Genomic DNA, 20,011 nt, shown 5'->3' with positions numbered 1-20,011 from the left:
TATTTGTGTTTGCTTTTACATTTTCTATTATAACGTGTATATACTGGAATTATCTAGTTATTAGTATATTTTAAAAAATATGAATAATGAATTATTGGTATAAGAAATATTTTTGTTTATTATAATGTTAATATTGCGAAAGTTAACTCATTAATATAAACGAAATTATTATTGAGATGTTTGATTTAGACTTTATACAAAAAATACACGGAGGTGAAAACAAATGTTAAAAGAATTAGATAAGTATTATTACAAATCAATAACAACTCATTCTCCAAACTTTTCTGCAATTTTCTCATCTCCCAAAGTTCTCATAGATGAAGGAAATTTTTACAGATTAAATGAACTTAATATTATTGAAAAGAATAATATTGTTAATGTAAAAGTGGATGATATTTCTGTAGTAATAGAATATATGAATGGTAAAATTGTAGAACTTGGAATTGCGGTATTAAGAAATACAAAAATAGGTAATACTATACTATGAAAAAATATACATCAGGCCAATTTGCTAAACTAGCAAATGTTACATTAAGGACAATTAGATATTATGACAATGAAGGTTTATTAAAGCCTTTTTTTGTTGCGCCTAATGGATTTAGATATTACGTAGATAATGATCTTATAAAACTACAACAGATTTTATTATTTAAGTATTTAGGCTTTTCTTTAAATGAAATTAAAAGTATGAACCTGAATGATGTAGATTCTATTACATTAAGTAATGCACTTTTTGTACAAAAGAAAATGGTTGAAGAGAAGATTGATCAGATGAGCAAGGTTGAAGAAGCTATTGATAATACAATTATGGAGTTAAAGAAACATAATGACATCAATTGGGAGAATATGCTTTCTTTGATTCACCTTACAAACAATTCTGCTAACATCTACACTCAATTTAAAGATGTATCAAATCTCAATGCTCGTATTAACCTCCATGATTTATACTCTACCAATAAACAGGGATGTTTTATTTGGCTTTTATCGACGCTGAAATTAAGTTACTACGATAAGGTATTAGAAATTGGTTGTGGAGATGGTTCTTTGTGGAGAGGTCAAAGTAGTAATTTCAATATAACTTTGAGTGATAAATCTGAAGGAATGGTTAATGATGCCAGACGTAATCTTGGAGATAAATTTAATTATCAGGTGATTAGGTGTGAGGAGATACCGTTCTTAGATGGGAGTTTTGATGTGGTAATAGCTAACCATGTTCTATTTTACTTGAAGGATTTAAACAAAGGGCTATCGGAAATAAATAGAGCATTGAAAGGTAATGGCAGATTCATCTGTAGTACTTATGGTAAAGACCATATGAAAGAAATCGATGCTTTGGTGAAGAAATTTGACAATTCTATCTATCTTTCTAGCAATAATCTATATGATGTATTTGGCAAGGAAAATGGAGCATCCATTCTTGGACAGTACTTTAGTGACGTGGAATGGATACAATATGAAGATAGCCTATTTGTTGATAATGTAGATGCTCTAATTGCCTACATAGTTTCTTGTCATGGGAATCAAAATGAAATAATTCTTGCAAGATATCAAGAGTTCAGAAACTTTGTTATAAAAGAAATGAAAGATGGATTAAGGATTACGAAAGATGCTGGAATATTTGTTTGTAAAAAATAAATACAATGCTTGAAGGTGACGTGACGTCATCTTTTATACTATATGAAAATAACAATAAAAGGAGTGTGAAATACGATGAAAGGAATTATTTTAGCAGGTGGATCAGGAACAAGATTATATCCACTTACAAAAGTAACAAGTAAACAATTATTACCAATCTATGACAAACCAATGATTTATTATCCGATGTCAGTATTAATGAATGCTGGTATTAGAGATATTTTAATTATCTCTACACCAATGGATACACCAAGATTTAAAGAACTATTAGGTGATGGTAGTCAATTTGGTGTTAATTTAGAGTATGCAGTACAACCAAGTCCAGATGGATTAGCACAAGCATTTATTATTGGAGCTGATTTTATTGGTGATGATACAGTTGCTATGGTATTAGGTGATAACATCTTTGCAGGACATGGATTAAAGAAAAGATTAACTGAAGCAGTAGAAAATGCTGAACAAGGAAAAGGTGCTACTGTATTTGGATATTATGTAGATGATCCAGAACGTTTTGGTATTGTTGAATTTGACAATGAAGGTAAAGCTATTAGTATTGAAGAAAAACCAGCTAAACCTAAGAGTAATTATTGTGTAACTGGTTTATACTTCTATGATAATAAAGTTGTTGAATATGCTAAGCAATTAAAACCAAGTCCACGCGGTGAACTTGAAATTACTGATTTAAATCGCATTTATTTAGAAAATGGAGAATTAAATGTAGAGTTACTTGGACAAGGATTTACTTGGCTTGATACAGGAACTCATGAATCTTTAGTAGAAGCTACTAACTTTGTTAAAACTGTTGAATCTCATCAACATAGAAAGATTGCATGTCTTGAAGAAATTGCATATTTAAATGGATGGATTTCTAAAGAACAAATCCTTGAAACATATGAATTATTGAAAAAGAACCAATATGGACAATATTTAAAAGATGTTGTTGATGGAAAATATTTAGATCAATTAAGATAAGGAGTAATTATAGATGAAAGTTATTAAAACTGAAATTGAGGGTGTTTTAATCATTGAAACTGATGTATTTGGTGATCATCGAGGTTACTTCACTGAAACATATTCAAAACCTAAATATAAAGCAATGGGAATAGATGTAGAATTTGTACAAGATAATATGTCTTTCTCTGCACAAAAAGGAACATTAAGAGGATTACATTGGCAAAATCCACCATATGCACAATCTAAGTTAGTATCTTGTACAAAAGGAAAAGTCATTGATGTTGCAGTGAATATAAGAAAAGGTTCTCCTACATATGGTAAATATGTAAGTTGTGAATTAAGTGCTGAAAATCATCGTCAATTCTTTATTCCTAGAGGATTTGCCCATGGGTTCTTAACATTAACTGATGATGTTGAATTCAGATATAAATGTGATAATGTCTACAACAAAGGATCTGAAGGTGGCATGAGATATGATGCTCCAGAAGTAAATGTAGATTGGGGTTCATTATTAAATGGAATTGAACCAGTATTAAGTGAAAAAGATAAAGTTGGACCAACACTTGAAGAGTCTAAGAATGAGTTTAAATATGAGGAGAATTGTTAATATGAGTAAAACTATTTTAGTAACAGGTGGAACAGGATTTATTGGAAACTGTTTCTGTAAATTATTATTAGATGAAAGACCTGAATATAAAGTCATCAACGTAGATGTTTGTACATATGCTGCAAATCCAGCTACTATTGAAGAAGAATTAAAAAATTCAAACTACAAATTTTATAAAACAGATATTAGAGATAGAGAAGCAATCGATAAGATTTTTGAAACAGAAAAACCAGATATCGTAGTCAACTTTGCAGCTGAGTCTCATGTAGATAGAAGTATCACTAATCCAGGAATCTTCCTTGAAACTAATATCATGGGTACTGCAGTACTTATGGATGCTTGCCGTAAATACGGAATTGAAAGATACCATCAAGTATCTACTGATGAAGTGTATGGTGATCTTCCACTAGATAGACCAGATCTATTCTTCCATGAAGATACACCACTTCATACATCTAGTCCATATTCTACTAGTAAGGCAAGTGCTGACTTATTAGTTCTTGCATATCACAGAACTTATGGGTTACCAGTAACTATTTCTAGATGTTCAAATAACTATGGACCATACCAATTCCCAGAAAAACTAATTCCACTTATGATTCATAATGCAACTCATGACAAATCACTTCCAGTATATGGAGAAGGATTAAATGTTCGTGACTGGTTATATGTAAAAGATCATTGTTATGGAATCTTAGCTGTACTTGAGAAGGGAAGAGTTGGTGAAGTTTATAATCTTGGTGGACATAATGAAAAAGCAAATATTGAAATCGTGAAGATTATTCTTGAAAAATTAGGTAAACCTGAATCTTTAATTACATATGTAGCTGATAGACATGGACATGATCAACGTTATGCAATTGATCCACAAAAAGCTATGGATGAATTAGGATGGGCTCCAACAACAATGTTTAAAGATGGAATTGTTCTTACAATTGATTGGTACTTATCTGAAGAAGGTAAGAAATGGACTGAAGAATGTACTTCAGGTGAATACCTTAAATGGATTGAAAAGAACTACAAGGAGAGAAACTAATGAAATTCTTTGTCACTGGCGTTAATGGCCAATTAGGTCATGACGTAATGAACGAACTTCTTAAAAGAGGATATGTTGGAGTAGGCAGTGATATTGCTGATGTTTATAGTGGAGTGGCAGATGGAAGTGTTGTATGTTCTGCCTCTTATGTTAGCTTGGACATTACTGATAAAGAAGCAGTACAAAAGACAATCGAGGAAATCAAACCTGATGCAGTCATCCATTGTGCAGCATGGACTGCTGTAGATATGGCTGAAGATGATGATAAAGTAGAACTTGTAAGAAAAGTAAATGCTGGTGGTACACAAAATATCGCTGATGCATGTAAAACTATTGATGCTAAGATGTTATATCTAAGCACCGATTATGTGTTTGATGGACAGGGAATAGAGCCATGGAAACCAGATTGTAAAGACTATAAACCACTTAATGTTTATGGTCAAACAAAATTAGAAGGTGAGTTAGCTGTTTCTTCTACTTTAGATAAATACTTTATTGTTAGAATTGCATGGGTATTTGGTCTAAATGGTAAGAACTTCATTAAGACTATGATTAATGTTGGGAAGACACATGATGAAGTAAAAGTAGTTAATGATCAAATCGGTACACCAACATATTGTTATGATTTAGCAAGACTTTTAGTTGATATGTGTGAAACTGAAAAGTATGGATATTATCATGCAACTAATGAAGGCGGATATATTAGCTGGTATGATTTCTGTGTTGAATTTTATAAACAATATGGGTTAACTACTAAAATAATTCCAGTAACTACAGAAGAATACGGACTTTCAAAGGCTATTCGACCAATGAACAGCAGACTCGATAAGAGCAAACTAGTAGAAAATGGATTTACACCACTTCCTACTTGGCAAGACGCTGTAAGAAGATATCTCAACGAATTATAATTATATTATAAGAATGGAGGTGCATACATTGTACATAAACACCACTTCACAAGAGATAATGAAATCATCAATATGTGAAGTATTAAATATAAACAATAAAGAATTAGAAGAATTAATTGAAACTTGCTTTAGGAAGTTTCAATTAAATTATTCTATTCTTGTGTTAGATGATCAGTATGATTACTTTATGGATTATGTAAAGGAACATCTTTGTAAGAATATTGATTACGTAAGTTTTTATCATTTAAGTAGAAGATTAAATGATAATGAAAATGATAATGGATATGGTTTAGTAGATATCTTATGCAATGATAGTTCATTATCTAAGTTTCTAAATAGATATTGTTTAACCTTTAAATATGATGATTATATTAAAATGTATTTAAATGATGAAGAAATTGTACTTGATGAGTGTAATGATTATTCAACAGTCTTTCTAAGACAAATGTTTGGATATGAATATCAAGATTATAGTTTTAAAGGTTTTGCTTTTAATGATGCGATTGAAAAAAATGAATATTATGAAATTCTAAAAGATGGTCCGGAGTTATTTGGATATCTTTTTTCTTTTGTAGATAGTGATGCATTATTAGAAGAATTTCAATCAAATAGTAAATATTATAAATTTGAATATCAAGTACCAATAGAACAAATTTATTTTGAAAACTATGATGATTTAACAAACCAAGAAAAACAATATCATATAGTCGTTAAAACATTACAACGATTATATGCATATAAATATGATACTGTTGAATTTGATGACGATAATCCAGTCATTGGAATGATTGATGATCAAACATTAGACAGTAAATATTTAGTAAGTAAACAAGAATTATAGAAGGGTGGTGAGAAAATGGTATCTAAAAGATTTGAAGTTATTTCTAGAGATTGGCTTTTGAGTAAACAAGGTGTTGTTAAGCATTTATCTTATGATAAATATGAGAAAGTTATAAGCAAACATCTTTCATATTTTAATGATAAGAATATTGAAAAGATTACTGAAGATGAAGTTGATGAATTCTTCAATAAAAAAGAAAATGAAGAAAAGTTATCTAAAAGTACACTATATACAATTAGTCATGTTTTACGTTCAATATTTGTTTATGCTAAAAAAGAATATCAATTGAATACAATCAATATCATCAATTTAAAGCATGATGAAAAACAAAGACCAACTCAAATCTTAACAAAAAAAGAAATAGATATACTTAATGAATATCTTTTAGCTAATAAAGATGCTGTTTCTCTCGCTATTCTGTTATCATTATATGCCGGCCTTAGAACTGGTGAAATTAGTGCATTAAAAAAAGAAAATATTGATTTAGACAATAATGTCATACACATATCTAAAAGTGTTGAACGTATCAAAACAGAAAAAGGGACTAAATTAACGATATTAGAACCACGTAGTAAATATTCACTACGTTCTGTTCCAATTAGTAAATATGTAAAGAAATATCTTGTTGATTTCTTTGATTGTTATCCTATGGAGTCAAATTACTTTATTTTATCAACAAATGAGAATATATTTGATACAAGAACAGTACAAAGAAAGTTACAAGAATTATGTATAACATTAAAAATAAAAACAGATTTTAATGCATTAAGAAATACTTTTATTTCATATTGTCTATCTCACAATATGAATATTAAATGTTTATGTGAGATTATTGGAACTTCTGATTTTAGTGGAATATATGAGTTATGTCCGGATTGTTCACTTGATCAGAAGAAAAATGAAATAAACAATATATTTAGTAAATAGAATACAATATTACATGAAAGCAACTCATTTATTTGGGTTGCTTTTTTTTATGCTTTAAAATGCTATTTAAGGGGCTTTTTAAACCGATTAATTAAGAAATTACATAGAAATTTGAAAAAAGTTTACTTTTTTAACAAGTTATCCTTTTTTTCATGGTTTTTCGTGGTGGTATGTGGAAGGCAAAATTATGTCTAAAACCAGGAGAAAAATCACATGAAAAAAGTTAACTTAAAGAATTTATATTATTATATTCAGAATGATGTTGAAGTTGAAGTCGATGATGATTTTTATGAACTAATTATTTTGTTTAAAAGAAAATACATGATTATACGGAAAGAGTAGGACGAAATAAAGCCTATTATTCTCTTGATAGAAATGCGGGTATTGAAAATGAATCAACCAAAAAAGAGAAAAGTCCTGAAAATTATTTCATGAAAAACAGGAAGAGTTAAATTTAATGAACATCATAAACAAATTACCTAAAAATCAATCCAAAAGAATTATTGGTTACTTCTATTATGATTTAAGTTTTGCTGAAATTACGAGAATTCAAGGTGTTTATCCAAAAACTGTATGAGCATCTATATTATTAGGTATCAAAAAATTAAAAGAATTTAATTTCTAATCCCTTTAAATAACATTTTAATATGTTGGTATATGAGAAGAATGGTTTCTCATATATTTTTGAAAATAGAGTACCAGTATTAATAACACTACTAACATTTGAGCCCATTAATGAATACACCATGAGACGAGCGATAACTATTCGATTATGAAAATAGATTGCTCCTACTTGGCCATGACAATGTTAGAAGATAATAATTCACATAATGCGTTCTGACTAGAGTAGGAACCAGTCTGTTGCAAGTGAGAACATTATATAGGTGAGAATCCTATAAGCGATGAATGGATGCCATAAAGAATAAATTCAGCTCGTGAACTGTGAATAACAAAGCAGCCAGTCAATATCGTAGTGAAAATTTAATTTCTAGATTAATAGTAGACATCATCTTTTGTGATGACTATTGGTTTACATAATAAAAGGAAGGTGATAAATTTATGAGGCATGAAAAGATTTATAGAGGAGAAATTTATTTAGCAAAGTTAGATTTTGTTATTGGAATTAAGCAGGGTGAAGTAAGACAAGTATTGATTATTCAAAATAATATTGGAAACTATTTTAATGATACTGTAATTATTGCCGTGATTACTTCACATATTCAGAAGTCGGATTTACCAACTCATGTACGATTATCATATGGGTATGGGTTAGTCAAAGATTCTATTGTCATGCTTGAACAGTTACGAACTGTTGATAAACGTAGACTAGGAATTAGAGTTGATAGTTTAAACAATAAAGATTTATTAAAAGTGAATCGTTCATTGTTGATTAGTATTGGCATAGTACCTGGTTAAGACGAAGAATAAGAATGATATACTGAAAAAGATGGAAATTCATAAGGAGAAGGTATAGAAATCTACAACAATTAGGTATTAATAAATCCAATGTATGGGAAGGGTGAATGCAAGAAAGAGCTGCTGGAGAATATCCAATAGCTTTATACTCGCTAGAACACTAGCTAACCAATGATAGATTAAAATCATGGGGATATATAAGTCCTTTAGACTATTACGACTCTATAAATTTATGAAACGCCGAATAGAGAACTTTGCGTACGATGTTGTGAAAGGGACAAAAGATTTTGATTCTTAGCTCTTATCCTATTCCTGCAGTCTGATGAAATAAATCAAGAATTTTGTTATCTGTATTATCTTGAAGTAGTAGAGAATATTTAAAATTACTTTTAATTATTATCTTTTTCTAGGAAAATAAAATTAACAATCAAATTTTTCTGTTCAAAATATAAGGTTTAAACCAAAAAATATTTTATATAAATAAAAAGTAAACAATGATTATCTGTAAGAGAATTGTTATTTTTTACAGATAACTTTTTTAATTTACTTAGGGTGATGATTATAGAATACAATATATTATTTTTATTAAAGAGAATGGTATTTTAAAAAATTAATTAAGTTTATATATGCTGCGTTGTATCATATAACTTCGTGTTCTGTGAGAACAATTATAGCATATATGTTCAAGTTTTCAAGGAAAAATGTTAGATAATGTTTTGTTAACATGATCATTGTCATATATAGTACTAAATGATATATGACATTTTATTTATTATATTTTAAATAATAAATTTAAAAATCAAAGGATAATCTTTGTGTGATAAAAATGTTATTAAAATGGATATAATCATACTCATTTTTTTATTTTGTCACAGAACACGAAGTTCTGTTATAAGAGAAAGGCATGAGGGGTTGAATGTGTTTTGGTACGTTGTTGATAGAAAAATACATAAAGATGACAATCTTGTTACATTTCTTAATAAACAAGAAGGTATAAGAGCTTTTATTCCTAAAATAGAGAAATGGTATAGTGTGAGAGGGGTAAAGGATTATTTTGTAAAGGATTTATATCCTGATCATATGTTTATTGTTACTGATATGGGAAAAGATTTACTTTTTGAAAAATACAAGGAACTTTTTCATTCAAAGAATAATATTTTTACTCTAAACACTGAAGAACAATTATTAATGGAATATTTTTATTCAAATGAGGATGTTATTAAACATTCTATTGGAAATATAGTTAATTCACAATTAATTATTGATGAAGGACCATTATTAAACTATAAAGGTAAAATTACAAAGATTAATCGTCATCATAGAACAGCAACATTAAAAAACATTTTTTTCAATGAAAAATTCTTAGTTCCATTAGAAATAGTAAGTAAATCATGAATTGGTATGTACTATATACATTAAACTATAAAACAAATAAGATTATTACTAATTTAAATAGGAATGAGAATTTAATAGCATTTACTCCAAAATATGAAGTTTGTCAACGTAAAACCAAAGAAGTATTAATTAAACCAATGTTTAATAATTATGTTTTTGTAAAAACTCATTTATGTCAAACTGACTTTAATGATTTATTACTAAAAATGAAAGATCAAAATGATGGTTTAATTAAACAACTTAAAAATGTAGATGCAACAACACTAACAGAAAAAGAAATTGAGTTTTTTAGTCTTGTATTAGATGAAAACTATACTATAAGACTTTCTCATGGATATCAAGAAGATGGTAAAACCATTATTATTGATGGACCATTAAAACTGTTAGAAAAGCATATTACTAAAGTTGATAAGCATAATCAATGTGCCTATCTAGACCTAGAATTCTTTAATAGAAGAATATGTATGGGAATTGAAATTTAAAAGGCAAGAACTTATTTAGAGCGCAGGGAATCCGCCTCTATTGAAGTTTGGAACATAGTATGAAATGGGAAAATTTGGGGTAGGGGAAACTGTATCTAAAAATAGCTTATTTCATATATTACAGGTTAATGACCTGTATTTTTTTATGTTCAAAAGAAGGGAGATAGATATGTTATCAAAAATTAAAATCTGAAGTCATTTGTATGATTGATGAAAAAGAATATCAATATAAAGATGGCGTGTCTGCTTATCAACAAATAAAAGGAAAATACTCTATTTCTTCTATCTATGCTAGAGGCAATAGTATAGTGCTTGAATTAAAACCTATACAAGATTCTTCGAATTGGAAGAACGGATACAAAACAGTTTGGTGAAGAACCAAGTTTTTTCTAAAAATAAAGAAGGGAGTAAATTTGAAATGGAAAATAGAAAGACTATCCCTTTTTCTCCACCTGATATAGGAGAAGATGAAATTAATGAAGTTGTCGATACATTAAGATCTGGCTGGATTACTACAGGTCCTAAAGTTAAAAAGCTTGAAAAAGAAGTGGCTAATAGATGCGGAACTAATAAAGCAGTTTGTCTTAATTCTCAAACAGCTTGTGCTGAGATGACTTTAAGAGTACTTGGTATTGGAGTTGGAGATGAAGTTATTGTTCCTGCTTATACATATACAGCTAGTGCTAGTGTAATTGAACATGTTGGAGCTACTATTGTAATGATTGATTGTGAAAAAGGTAAATTCACAATGGATTATGACAAATTAGAGAGTGCAATTACAGAGAAAACAAAAGTAATTATTCCAGTTGATTTATTTGGTATTCCTTGTGACTACGAAAGAATTTTTGAAATAGTTGAGAAGAAAAAAGGATTGTTCAGAGCTGGAGAAAATAAAATTCAAAAAGCTTTAAATAGAATTGTAGTTATGGATGATGGAGCACATTCTTTTGGTGCTACTTATAAAGGTAAGCCAGTAGCACAATATCCAGACTTTATAAACTTTTCATTCCATGCAGTTAAGAATTTAACTACTGCAGAAGGTGGAGCAGTTACATGGAAAAATATTGAAGGCATAGATAATGAAGAATTGTATAAACAATACCAACTTTTATCTCTACATGGTCAAAGTAAAGATGCTCTTGCAAAAACAAAATTAGGTGCTTGGGAATATGACATTGTTGGTCCTTGGTATAAATGCAATATGACTGATGTTCATGCTGCTATCGGTTTAAGTCAAAGTAGAAGATATGATGCGATGTTGAAGTGTAGAAAAGAAATAATTGAGAAGTATGATGAAGTGTGCGAAGAATGTGGATTTAAAGTTCTTGAACATTATTCTTCTACTTATTCTTCTTCAGGCCACCTTTACATAGTTAGATTGTTTAAGAAGAGTGGAGAAGCATTTAGCGGTGAAGAGAGAAATGAATTCATCACAAAGATGGCTGAATTAGGAGTAGGTACAAATGTTCACTATAAGCCGCTTCCAATGCATACTGCATACAAAAACTTAGGATTCAATATAGAAGATTATACTAATGCCTATGAACAGTATGAAAACGAAGTAACTTTACCACTTCATAGCTGCTTAACTGATGAAGATGTGATGTATGTGGTTGAGTGTGTAAGAAAAGTTGCTAAAGAGTTTCTTGATTAAGGAAGAACAGAGCCTAATTAAATTAGTAAGAAAGAAGACTAATATATGAAAAAAATTTTAGTAATAGGTGCAGGATTCCTACAGGATTTTGTAATATTGAAAGCTAAGCAAATGGGTTTCTATACATTAGCTGTTGATGCTGACCCAAATGCTCTTGGTTTTGCTCATGCAGATAAATATGCAGTAATTAATATTGTTAATGAAGAAGCTTGTTTGAGTTTTGCTAGAGAAGAAAAAATTGATGGAGTCCTAACCGCAGCTACTGATTACGGAGTGCTTACAGCTTCGTATATAGCTGAGCATTTAGGAATTCCGGGATTGAATTATGAATCAGCAAAACTAATTAAAAATAAATACCTTGTTCGCAAAAGACTATATGAAAATCATGTTGATGATACTGAACAGACTTTTGAAGTGAATAAAGATACAGATATAAATGAACTGGCTCTGCAAATTACTTATCCTGTAATGGTAAAACCATGTGACGGGTCAGGAAGTCGCGGAGCAAGGAGGGTAGATAATTTTTCGGAATTAGCAGATGCCTGCAAATATGCAATGGATGGTTCTATAACTCACCGTGCGGTGATAGAGTCTTTTATAATTGGCGATGAATATGGCGCGGAGTCTTTGGTAGTTAATGGTGAAATTCACGTCATGGCAATTATGAAGAAATGGATGACAAAGCCGCCATATTATGCTGAGCTTGGGCATGCGATTCCTTGTGGCCTCTCTAGTGAAATTGAAAGCCGAGCAAAAGAATGTGTAGCAAACGCTATCAAAGCCCTAGGTATCAATCACGGTTCTGTAAACATGGATATGTTAATTACAACAAATGGTTCTATTCATATTATTGATATTGGAGCTCGCATGGGTGGGAATATGATTGGACCATGTATTATCCCATATGGTACAGGTATTGATTATATGGGTAATATGTTAAAGGTTGCTGTCGGAGATGAACCAGATTGGACAGTTCATGAACACAAGTCAGTAGTGACTAAGTTATTAGCTTTTACAGGGGGAAAGATAAAAGAATTACCTAATTTCAGTGAAATACAGAAAAAGTTTGGTGTAGAAATTTATCATCATATGAATGATGGTGATGTTGTGAATGAATACCATACCAATTTAGATGGGTGTGGATATGTAGTGGCTAATTTTAATGATGTTAATAAAGCTGAAAGAAAAGCAGAAGAAGCAAGAAAAGAGATAGAATTTTCGATAGAAAGATAGAATCAAAGAGTTTTAATAAGGAGAAAGGTATAAAATGACAAAATTGCTTTATATTTCAAATTTATCAAATGGTGTAAGTAGCTTTTCTAAAGCTGCTGTTTTAGCATCAAAACAGTTGAAGATGGAGTTCTATCTAGCTGCGAATTTTCAAGAAACCAGTAAAGAAAAATTAGAAAATGATACAAAAGAATACGGTGTACATTTTTGCCAACTAGATTTAGACAGATCTCCTTACTCAAAAAATAACATAAAAGCATACCATCAATTAGTAGAATTAATTAATAAAGAGAAATTTGATGTAATCCACTGCAATACTCCTGTCGGTGGACTGTTAGGAAGATTAGCTGGGAAAAAATGTGGAGTTAAAACTGTGATTTATCAAGCACATGGATTCCACTTTTACAAAGGAGCTCCTATTAAGAATTGGTTGTTCTATTATCCTGTTGAAAGATGGTTAGCTCATTATACAGATGCTTTGATTACAATTAATCAAGAAGATTACGAATTTGCTAAATTATTCAATTTGAAAAATAAAGAGAATGTATATTATATTCCAGGAGTAGGTATTGATTTGGAAGCTTTTAAAAGCAATACTGATGGTAAAAAGGATTTAAAAAAATTGTTCAATTTTGATAAGAACGATTTTATTTTAATATCTGTAGGTAGACTCGATGAAAATAAGAATAATAAAACTCTTATTAAAACAATATCTTTGATAAAAGATATTAATGTTCATTTAGTAATATGTGGAGATGGAGAAAAAAAAGAGGAACTAATTTCTTATTCTAATAAGTTGGGAGTAAAAAATAGAATTCATTTTTTAGGAAATTGCAGTAATATGAATGATATGTATTCTCTTGCTGATGTTTTTGTAATGGCCTCTTACAGAGAAGGATTAAGCCGTTCAATAATGGAGGCAATGTCATCTGGACTTCCATGTGTTGTTTCTGATATAAGAGGAAATAGAGATTTAATTGTAAATAAAAAGAACGGATTTCTAGTTTCTCCTGATGATGCTGAAAAGTTCTCCGAGAAAATCATGTATTTGAAAAAAAATGAATATGAACTTAGAAAAATTAGAGAAAATAATATTTTTGATGCAAGAAAATTTGATATAAATAAAGTTAAAAAAGAAATATATAGAATATATGAAGAACTTTTATTTAACTCTATCTGCGTTTAATGTATATTTTGATACTAATTTAGAAAAGGAGGATATTTATGGGAAATCCGATGATAAGTGTAATTATGGGATCTTATAATAGTAATTATAAAATTAATGAAGCTATTAAATCTATTTTCGAACAAACATTTGATGATTGGGAATTGATTATATGTGATGATTGTTCAAATATTCCTGTAGAAGAGATAATAAAAACGGAATATTTAGAAAATAAAAAAGTGAAAATTATTAAGAATAAACAAAATAGAGGGTTAGCATTTAGTTTAAATAACTGTTTATCGCATGCTAAAGGCGAGTATATCGCTAGGATGGATGATGATGATTACTCTTTCCCAACTAGATTTCAAAAACAAGTTGAATTTTTAGATGAAAATCAGCAATATTCTTTTGTCTCTTCCGATATTATCACGTACGATGGAATAAATATAGTTAGTGAGAGTAACCAAATTGAACAGCCAAATAAAATAGATTTTTTGTTTCGTACACCATTTGTCCATCCAGCAACAATGTTTAGAAAAAGTTCTTTATTATCAGTTGATGGATATAGGGTGGCAAAAGAAACAAGAAGAGCCGAAGACTATGATTTATTTATGAGATTATATGCAGAAAATAAAATTGGATATAATATTAAAACACCATTGTTAAGATATTATGTGAACCCCACAGTTATGAAAAAAAAGAGAAGATATGAATATCGAATTGATGAAATGATAGTAAGGTATAAAGGATTTAAAAAAATGGGAATTTTATCTATTAAAAATTTTATTTATGTTATAAAGCCCTTAGTTGTTGGATTAATTCCTCATAAATTGCTATGGATAATAAAAAGAAGATAAAGTGAGGTGTGGAATATAATGAGAGTGTTACATATAGTAAGTCAATTATCGACCGGTGGAGCTGAAACTTTGCTAATGAATTTGCTTCGCACAGAAAAAAATCGTACTATGCAATTTGATTTTTTGCAAATAACATTGATTGAGGGTTTTTATGAAAAAGAAGCTATAAGTTTTGGATCTAATGTATATAAAATTGAACCATTAAGAAAATCTGGAATAAAAAAATTTATAGAAGATATTGATAAAATTATCCAAGAAAATGGTCCTTTTGATGTTATTCACTCACATGTTGATCATTTGTCTGGAATTTTTATGTATGTAGGTAAAAAAAACGATATTAATGTTAGAATTAGCCATTGTCATAATACGTCCATTGAAGGGTTTGAAAGAGACTTTAAAAAGAAATTAGAGCTATATTTTTTAAAATATTTAATCAATAAATATTCTACAAATTTTATTGCTTGTGGATTGGAAGCAAAAAAACTTTTGTTTGATAAAAATAAAGATATTTTAGTTGTTAATAATGCTATTAATGTTGATAAATTTAATTGTCATGAAAATGATATAAGAGAGCTAAAAAATGAACTAAATATCTCAAATCAAATTATTATTGGTCATGTTGGAAGGTTTGTAGAACAAAAAAACCATAAATACTTGATTGATATTTTTTCAGATTTTTGTGAACACAACGATGCATTATTATTGCTTATTGGGGATGGTCCTTTAAAAAAAGAAATTATAGAATATTCAATAAGAAAAGGAGTATATAATAATTGTTTATTTTTAGGACAAAGAAATGATATAAATATTTTGATGGGAGTAATGGATGTTTTATTGCTACCTTCATTATTTGAAGGATTTCCATTAACATTAATAGAATCCCAAGCTGCAGGATTACCTGCAGTAATCTCTAATAATATTTCGAAGGAAGTTGATTTAGGTATGGGGTTAATAACTTTTATAAGTTTGGGTTCAACTGAATGGGCAAACGAAATTAGAAAAGCATTATACAAAGAAAATAATCTAATTTTTGAAGAAAGGAAAAAAATTCTTTCTTCAAAAAAATATGATGTATCAAGTTTACTAAATACATTAAAGCAAATTTATGGTGAACAAAATGAGTATTAGTAATTGGGATATTAAAACAGTAATTATAATTTTTTCAGTTATTTTTCTTGTATCGTATTTGTATTCATTATCTGATAAAAACATTAAACTTGTTATCTTTAATAAAAAAATAAATTTAAATAGGTTTTTTTATTATTTATCTTTAATAATAATTGTGGGAGTTGTAGGGTTACAGCAAAGCAATAGTGATTATGATACCTATAGTTATTTATTCAAATATGAATATGGACCTAATTTGCATTTGTTTGAATTAGAATTTATTTTCAAATCATTGAATTATTTAATATATCAATTTTTTGGTGAGTACAAGTATTTAACTTTGTCTGTCGCTTTTATTACATATTTATATTTTTTTAAATCAATTAATTATTTTTCAGAAAAATTAGAGTTAAAAAAATTTCAATGTATGTTGTTATTAATGACAATATATATGTTAGTCTCTTTTGGAATGTTAAGACAAATTTGTGCTGCATCATTATGTTTTTATAGTTTAAAATTTTATGATCAAAAAATTTTTTCAAAATTTCTATTCTTTGTTTTTGCAGCATTTGGATTTCATATGTCTACAATATTGTTTTTGTTAATAGCAATATATGCATATAGATATAAAAATAAAACTATTAATCGTTTAAAACATGGAATTATATTGTTTTATTATTTAACAATCACTAATTCAAATTTAATTATAAATTTCATTGGAAAATTATCAAATCGAGATTATGCATTTTATAGCACTTTTAATGGATTTGGATTAGGGAACATTATTTCGAGATTACCAATTATTATTGTTTTATTTACTTTTTCAAAACTTCTAAATAATTCAAACGATACAGTGAAGGTATTTTTAAACATTGTAATATTTGAAATAATAGGAGTTTTTGCATATTATTTTTTCCCGATTTTAGGAGGAAGACTAATTTATTTTGTTAAAATTTGTTACATCATTTTATTCCCCTATATTTTGAAAAAGGGAACCAAAGAACATAAATTCAGTAATTTATTAATTGCTATATATTGTGTTTATTATGTTGTTTCGGAATTACTTGGATCTTATTGGATTGCTGAACCTTTGATGCCAATAAAATTTGATATATAAGAAAGCAAATTCTATATGATAGAATTTTATTTTTTTATTAATTATATGTTTATTTTTTGAAAGGAAAAGGTAAAAAATATACCAGAAAAATATGAATATGAAAATAGTAAATTATATTAAAAAAAATGATGCATATGACACAACATTACAATCATGAAAAATATTGGAAAATGCATAATGAAGTTATAAATTCTAACTCAAAGAAAAATATATTGGTTAGATATTTTTATTTGTTTAGGGTAAAACGTTCTGATGCGTTTAATAATGCTAGTTTTGGAACAGATATAGACAAAGGAGCATACTTTAAAACTCCTCCAATTCTTCCACACCATTTAAACGGGATAATAGTTTCTCCATATGCCAAAATAGGTAAAAATGTTACAATTTTTCAACAAGTAACAATAGGACAGGCAAAAGATAACAAAGCAGCAGTTATAGGCGATAACGTAATGATTGGTGCTGGAGTAAAAATAATTGGGAATATAAAAATAGGGAATAATGTAAAAATTGGAGCAGGTTGTATTGTATGTGAAGATGTACCTGATAATGCAACTGTTGTTATGAATAAGCCTAGAATTATAATTAGAAAATGTTAGTTTGTTAGACTTGTTTTTGTCTTATGATATAAATCTAGTATTTTCATATATTGAGGGAGAACTAATAACAAAATTAATGATTGAATTTACTATAAAATTTTATTTAATTTAAAATCAAGTTCAAAAAAGAAAGATTATTTATTTAGAAAGGATGGAGTGTAAACTAATAATAGTTTATACAATTTAGTTATGATACCAAAGATTATACATTATTGCTGGTTTGGACCAAATCCACTTCCAGAATCAGCAAAATTTTATATTAATAGCTGGAAAAAATATTTACCTGATTATGAATTAGTCCTATGGAATGAGAAAAATTTTTGTATTAGTAGTATACCTTATGTTAAAGAAGCTTATGAATCAAAAAAATTTGCGTTTGTTACAGATTATGTGAGATTATATGCTCTTTATCATTATGGTGGTATTTACATGGATACAGATGTTGAAGTTTTAAAAAATCTTGATGTATTTTTAACCCATAAGTCGTTTTCGGGTTTTGAGTCTCCAAATCAAATTCCTACGGGTATTATGGGAAGTGAAAAAGAATTGCCAATTTTTAAAGAATTGTTGAGTTACTACGATGATAAGCATTTTATTGATGAAAATGGAAATTTAGATTTAACAACAAATGTTGATATTATCACAAATATCATGCTGAAGAAGGGGTTGATTCCAAATAATACATATCAAGAAGTTGAAAATTTTACTCTTTATAGTAAAGAAGTTTTTTGTCCAATGAAAAGAGCATTTGGAGAAAAGTACACAAATGATACTTACACAATTCATCATTTTGAAGGCTCTTGGTTGCCAGAAGAAGAAAGAATAAGAAGATCAAAAAAAACAGTATTATTTAAACAAAAAATTATTTTATCAATTCGAAGATTTTTACTTAGTACGATTGGAAGAAAAAATTTGGATAGAATAAAAAAATGGTGCGGAAGATGAAAATTTTATTAATTGGAGAAAGATATTCAAGCAATTTAGGAGATTCAGTAATATGTGAATCTGTTAAGTATATAGTCGAGAAATGTAATGAAAATATTGAAATAAACTTCGCTGATTTATCTTGTAGAGAAGTGATGTTAAGCGAAAGTAGTTTAATTAAATATTTATATAAAATCATTAGATTTAGTTTAAGAAAACTTCGTAAGATTGGAATAGCTAATATTGATAATTATTACATTAATACCATTGAATATAAGTATCTTATTAAAAGTAATTATAGAAAAACAAAATACGATTTAATTATTTTTTGTGGTGGACAACTTTTTATGGACCATTTTACATATGCTGTTAAATACTTTATGAACTATTCAATTGATGCTAGTACAAATGTAATTTTTAATGCGATAGGTAATGGTATGAAATTTGACAGTTTAACATTAACTGAATATATAAACATATTCAAAAACAAAAATATTAAATCTATTTCTTTTAGAGATAGTTTTGATTTTATTAAGAAGTTAAACGAAGAATATGAATTTAATGTTAATCCTTTTTTTTCTTTTGATCCTGCTTTATTTGCATGTGAAGCTTATGGTCAACAACCTAAACACGTAACAAAAATTAATAATATTGGTTTAGGAGTTATAAATTTAAAAGATAAATTTTTAAATGAACATAATGTTAATATCTGGATAAAATTAATTGCTTTATTAAATAAGGGAAATTATTGTTGTTCAATCTTTGTTAATGGATCTAATGAAGACTTTGATATTGCAAAATCTTTATATGAAAAATGTACAGAGATGGGACTAAAAGTTAATATAGAGGAGCAACCTAAATCAGGTTATGAATTAACGATGATGATTTCTAAATTTGATTTGTTTGTTTCATATAGATTGCATAGTCATATAATTGGATATAGTTTAAATATTCCAAGTATATCAATATCATGGGACAAAAAGGTGTCAGATTTTTTTGCTATTATAGATAGGAGTGAATATAATTTTTCTTTACAAGATAACGAAATAGATATTTATGATTCTATTAATATGATGACTTTGAAAATTCCTCAAAATGATAAAATTGTAAATATGAAGGAAAATATATTAAAAGACTTTAAAAATTATTTAGGAGATTAA

22 protein-coding genes are annotated in these 20,011 nt (G+C 28.2%); all 22 read left to right on the top strand.

The window, feature by feature from the left end:
- Positions 1–223 precede the first annotated feature (223 nt).
- The 22 genes from EDD60_RS05725 (at position 224) to EDD60_RS05620 (ending at position 20,011) form a co-directional block, all read left to right on the top strand.
- A complete protein-coding gene (locus tag EDD60_RS05725) occupies positions 224–487 on the top strand; it encodes a hypothetical protein (RefSeq protein WP_066450780.1) in 264 nt (87 codons plus the stop codon).
- On the top strand, positions 484–1,635 hold the full coding sequence (locus tag EDD60_RS05720; protein ID WP_066450778.1) for a MerR family transcriptional regulator: 1,152 nt from the start codon (positions 484–486) through the stop codon (positions 1,633–1,635). Before EDD60_RS05725 ends, EDD60_RS05720 begins: the two co-directional genes overlap by 4 nt.
- A 75-nt stretch (positions 1,636–1,710) precedes the next feature.
- Positions 1,711–2,607: a glucose-1-phosphate thymidylyltransferase RfbA gene (rfbA, locus tag EDD60_RS05715; protein ID WP_066450769.1), complete on the top strand. Its 897-nt coding sequence runs from the start codon at positions 1,711–1,713 to the stop codon at positions 2,605–2,607.
- A gap of 13 nt (positions 2,608–2,620) precedes the next feature.
- On the top strand, positions 2,621–3,196 hold the full coding sequence (rfbC, locus tag EDD60_RS05710) for a dTDP-4-dehydrorhamnose 3,5-epimerase (protein WP_066450767.1): 576 nt from the start codon (positions 2,621–2,623) through the stop codon (positions 3,194–3,196).
- Between the two features lies 1 nt (position 3,197).
- Positions 3,198–4,232, top strand: a complete 1,035-nt coding sequence (gene rfbB, locus EDD60_RS05705; protein ID WP_066450765.1) for a dTDP-glucose 4,6-dehydratase — start codon at positions 3,198–3,200, stop codon at positions 4,230–4,232.
- Positions 4,232–5,140, top strand: coding sequence for a dTDP-4-dehydrorhamnose reductase (rfbD, locus tag EDD60_RS05700; RefSeq protein ID WP_066450762.1), 909 nt, complete (start codon positions 4,232–4,234; stop codon positions 5,138–5,140). The genes rfbB and rfbD overlap by 1 nt, the downstream gene beginning before the upstream one ends.
- Before the next feature lie 28 nt (positions 5,141–5,168).
- Positions 5,169–5,981: a hypothetical protein gene (locus EDD60_RS05695; RefSeq protein ID WP_165973128.1), complete on the top strand. Its 813-nt coding sequence runs from the start codon at positions 5,169–5,171 to the stop codon at positions 5,979–5,981.
- Positions 5,982–5,996: 15 nt separating this feature from the next.
- Complete coding sequence (locus EDD60_RS05690; RefSeq protein WP_066450755.1) at positions 5,997–6,908, top strand: tyrosine-type recombinase/integrase; 912 nt, start codon at positions 5,997–5,999, stop codon at positions 6,906–6,908.
- A 213-nt stretch (positions 6,909–7,121) separates the two neighbouring features.
- Positions 7,122–7,250, top strand: coding sequence for a hypothetical protein (locus EDD60_RS16565; protein ID WP_257529190.1), 129 nt, complete (start codon positions 7,122–7,124; stop codon positions 7,248–7,250).
- A 717-nt stretch (positions 7,251–7,967) separates the two neighbouring features.
- Positions 7,968–8,324 (top strand): type II toxin-antitoxin system PemK/MazF family toxin, encoded by a 357-nt coding sequence (locus EDD60_RS05685; RefSeq protein WP_132226310.1) that lies wholly within the window; start codon positions 7,968–7,970, stop codon positions 8,322–8,324.
- 918 nt (positions 8,325–9,242) lie between these two features.
- Positions 9,243–9,719 (top strand): hypothetical protein, encoded by a 477-nt coding sequence (locus EDD60_RS05675; protein WP_066450749.1) that lies wholly within the window; start codon positions 9,243–9,245, stop codon positions 9,717–9,719.
- Entirely contained in the window at positions 9,716–10,201 is a 486-nt protein-coding gene (locus EDD60_RS05670; protein WP_066450739.1) for a transcription termination/antitermination NusG family protein, read from the top strand. Before EDD60_RS05675 ends, EDD60_RS05670 begins: the two co-directional genes overlap by 4 nt.
- A 203-nt stretch (positions 10,202–10,404) precedes the next feature.
- Positions 10,405–10,575, top strand: a complete 171-nt coding sequence (locus tag EDD60_RS05665; protein WP_243646640.1) for a hypothetical protein — start codon at positions 10,405–10,407, stop codon at positions 10,573–10,575.
- On the top strand, positions 10,572–11,855 hold the full coding sequence (locus tag EDD60_RS05660) for a DegT/DnrJ/EryC1/StrS family aminotransferase (RefSeq protein WP_243646642.1): 1,284 nt from the start codon (positions 10,572–10,574) through the stop codon (positions 11,853–11,855). Before EDD60_RS05665 ends, EDD60_RS05660 begins: the two co-directional genes overlap by 4 nt.
- 45 nt (positions 11,856–11,900) lie before the next feature.
- Positions 11,901–13,088, top strand: coding sequence for an ATP-grasp domain-containing protein (locus tag EDD60_RS05655; RefSeq protein WP_066450735.1), 1,188 nt, complete (start codon positions 11,901–11,903; stop codon positions 13,086–13,088).
- Between the two features lie 34 nt (positions 13,089–13,122).
- Positions 13,123–14,271, top strand: coding sequence for a glycosyltransferase family 4 protein (locus tag EDD60_RS05650; protein ID WP_066450733.1), 1,149 nt, complete (start codon positions 13,123–13,125; stop codon positions 14,269–14,271).
- Positions 14,272–14,309: 38 nt separating this feature from the next.
- Complete coding sequence (locus tag EDD60_RS05645; protein ID WP_082787461.1) at positions 14,310–15,107, top strand: glycosyltransferase; 798 nt, start codon at positions 14,310–14,312, stop codon at positions 15,105–15,107.
- Positions 15,108–15,125: 18 nt separating this feature from the next.
- Entirely contained in the window at positions 15,126–16,235 is a 1,110-nt protein-coding gene (locus EDD60_RS05640) for a glycosyltransferase (protein WP_132226309.1), read from the top strand.
- Positions 16,225–17,331, top strand: a complete 1,107-nt coding sequence (locus tag EDD60_RS05635; protein ID WP_066450723.1) for an EpsG family protein — start codon at positions 16,225–16,227, stop codon at positions 17,329–17,331. Before EDD60_RS05640 ends, EDD60_RS05635 begins: the two co-directional genes overlap by 11 nt.
- Before the next feature lie 134 nt (positions 17,332–17,465).
- Positions 17,466–17,927, top strand: coding sequence for a serine O-acetyltransferase (locus EDD60_RS05630; protein WP_207905296.1), 462 nt, complete (start codon positions 17,466–17,468; stop codon positions 17,925–17,927).
- 189 nt (positions 17,928–18,116) lie between these two features.
- Positions 18,117–18,872 carry a glycosyltransferase family 32 protein gene (locus tag EDD60_RS05625; protein ID WP_066450718.1) on the top strand — a complete coding sequence of 252 codons (756 nt, stop codon included), beginning with the start codon at positions 18,117–18,119 and terminating at the stop codon, positions 18,870–18,872.
- Positions 18,869–20,011, top strand: coding sequence for a polysaccharide pyruvyl transferase family protein (locus tag EDD60_RS05620; protein ID WP_066450716.1), 1,143 nt, complete (start codon positions 18,869–18,871; stop codon positions 20,009–20,011). Before EDD60_RS05625 ends, EDD60_RS05620 begins: the two co-directional genes overlap by 4 nt.

This window comes from Longibaculum muris (assembly GCF_004343035.1).
In the GTDB taxonomy this organism is placed as follows: domain Bacteria; phylum Bacillota_I; class Bacilli_A; order Erysipelotrichales; family Coprobacillaceae; genus Longibaculum; species Longibaculum muris.
The sequence above is the reverse complement of the archived record's forward strand: the minus strand, read 5'-3'. Positions and strand labels throughout refer to the sequence as shown.

Excerpts from the sequence above, each read along its gene's own strand:
- EDD60_RS05725 (WP_066450780.1), top strand. The coding sequence starts at position 224 with ATGTTAAAAGAATTAGATAAGTATTATTACAAATCAATAACAACTCAT.
- EDD60_RS05720 (WP_066450778.1), top strand. The coding sequence starts at position 484 with ATGAAAAAATATACATCAGGCCAATTTGCTAAACTAGCAAATGTTACA.
- rfbA (WP_066450769.1), top strand. The coding sequence starts at position 1,711 with ATGAAAGGAATTATTTTAGCAGGTGGATCAGGAACAAGATTATATCCA.
- rfbC (WP_066450767.1), top strand. The coding sequence starts at position 2,621 with ATGAAAGTTATTAAAACTGAAATTGAGGGTGTTTTAATCATTGAAACT.
- rfbB (WP_066450765.1), top strand. The coding sequence starts at position 3,198 with ATGAGTAAAACTATTTTAGTAACAGGTGGAACAGGATTTATTGGAAAC.
- rfbD (WP_066450762.1), top strand. The coding sequence starts at position 4,232 with ATGAAATTCTTTGTCACTGGCGTTAATGGCCAATTAGGTCATGACGTA.
- EDD60_RS05690 (WP_066450755.1), top strand. The coding sequence starts at position 5,997 with ATGGTATCTAAAAGATTTGAAGTTATTTCTAGAGATTGGCTTTTGAGT.
- EDD60_RS16565 (WP_257529190.1), top strand. The coding sequence starts at position 7,122 with ATGAAAAAAGTTAACTTAAAGAATTTATATTATTATATTCAGAATGAT.
- EDD60_RS05685 (WP_132226310.1), top strand. The coding sequence starts at position 7,968 with ATGAGGCATGAAAAGATTTATAGAGGAGAAATTTATTTAGCAAAGTTA.
- EDD60_RS05670 (WP_066450739.1), top strand. The coding sequence starts at position 9,716 with ATGAATTGGTATGTACTATATACATTAAACTATAAAACAAATAAGATT.
- EDD60_RS05665 (WP_243646640.1), top strand. The coding sequence starts at position 10,405 with ATGATTGATGAAAAAGAATATCAATATAAAGATGGCGTGTCTGCTTAT.
- EDD60_RS05655 (WP_066450735.1), top strand. The coding sequence starts at position 11,901 with ATGAAAAAAATTTTAGTAATAGGTGCAGGATTCCTACAGGATTTTGTA.
- EDD60_RS05650 (WP_066450733.1), top strand. The coding sequence starts at position 13,123 with ATGACAAAATTGCTTTATATTTCAAATTTATCAAATGGTGTAAGTAGC.
- EDD60_RS05645 (WP_082787461.1), top strand. The coding sequence starts at position 14,310 with ATGGGAAATCCGATGATAAGTGTAATTATGGGATCTTATAATAGTAAT.
- EDD60_RS05640 (WP_132226309.1), top strand. The coding sequence starts at position 15,126 with ATGAGAGTGTTACATATAGTAAGTCAATTATCGACCGGTGGAGCTGAA.
- EDD60_RS05635 (WP_066450723.1), top strand. The coding sequence starts at position 16,225 with ATGAGTATTAGTAATTGGGATATTAAAACAGTAATTATAATTTTTTCA.
- EDD60_RS05630 (WP_207905296.1), top strand. The coding sequence starts at position 17,466 with ATGACACAACATTACAATCATGAAAAATATTGGAAAATGCATAATGAA.
- EDD60_RS05625 (WP_066450718.1), top strand. The coding sequence starts at position 18,117 with ATGATACCAAAGATTATACATTATTGCTGGTTTGGACCAAATCCACTT.
- EDD60_RS05620 (WP_066450716.1), top strand. The coding sequence starts at position 18,869 with ATGAAAATTTTATTAATTGGAGAAAGATATTCAAGCAATTTAGGAGAT.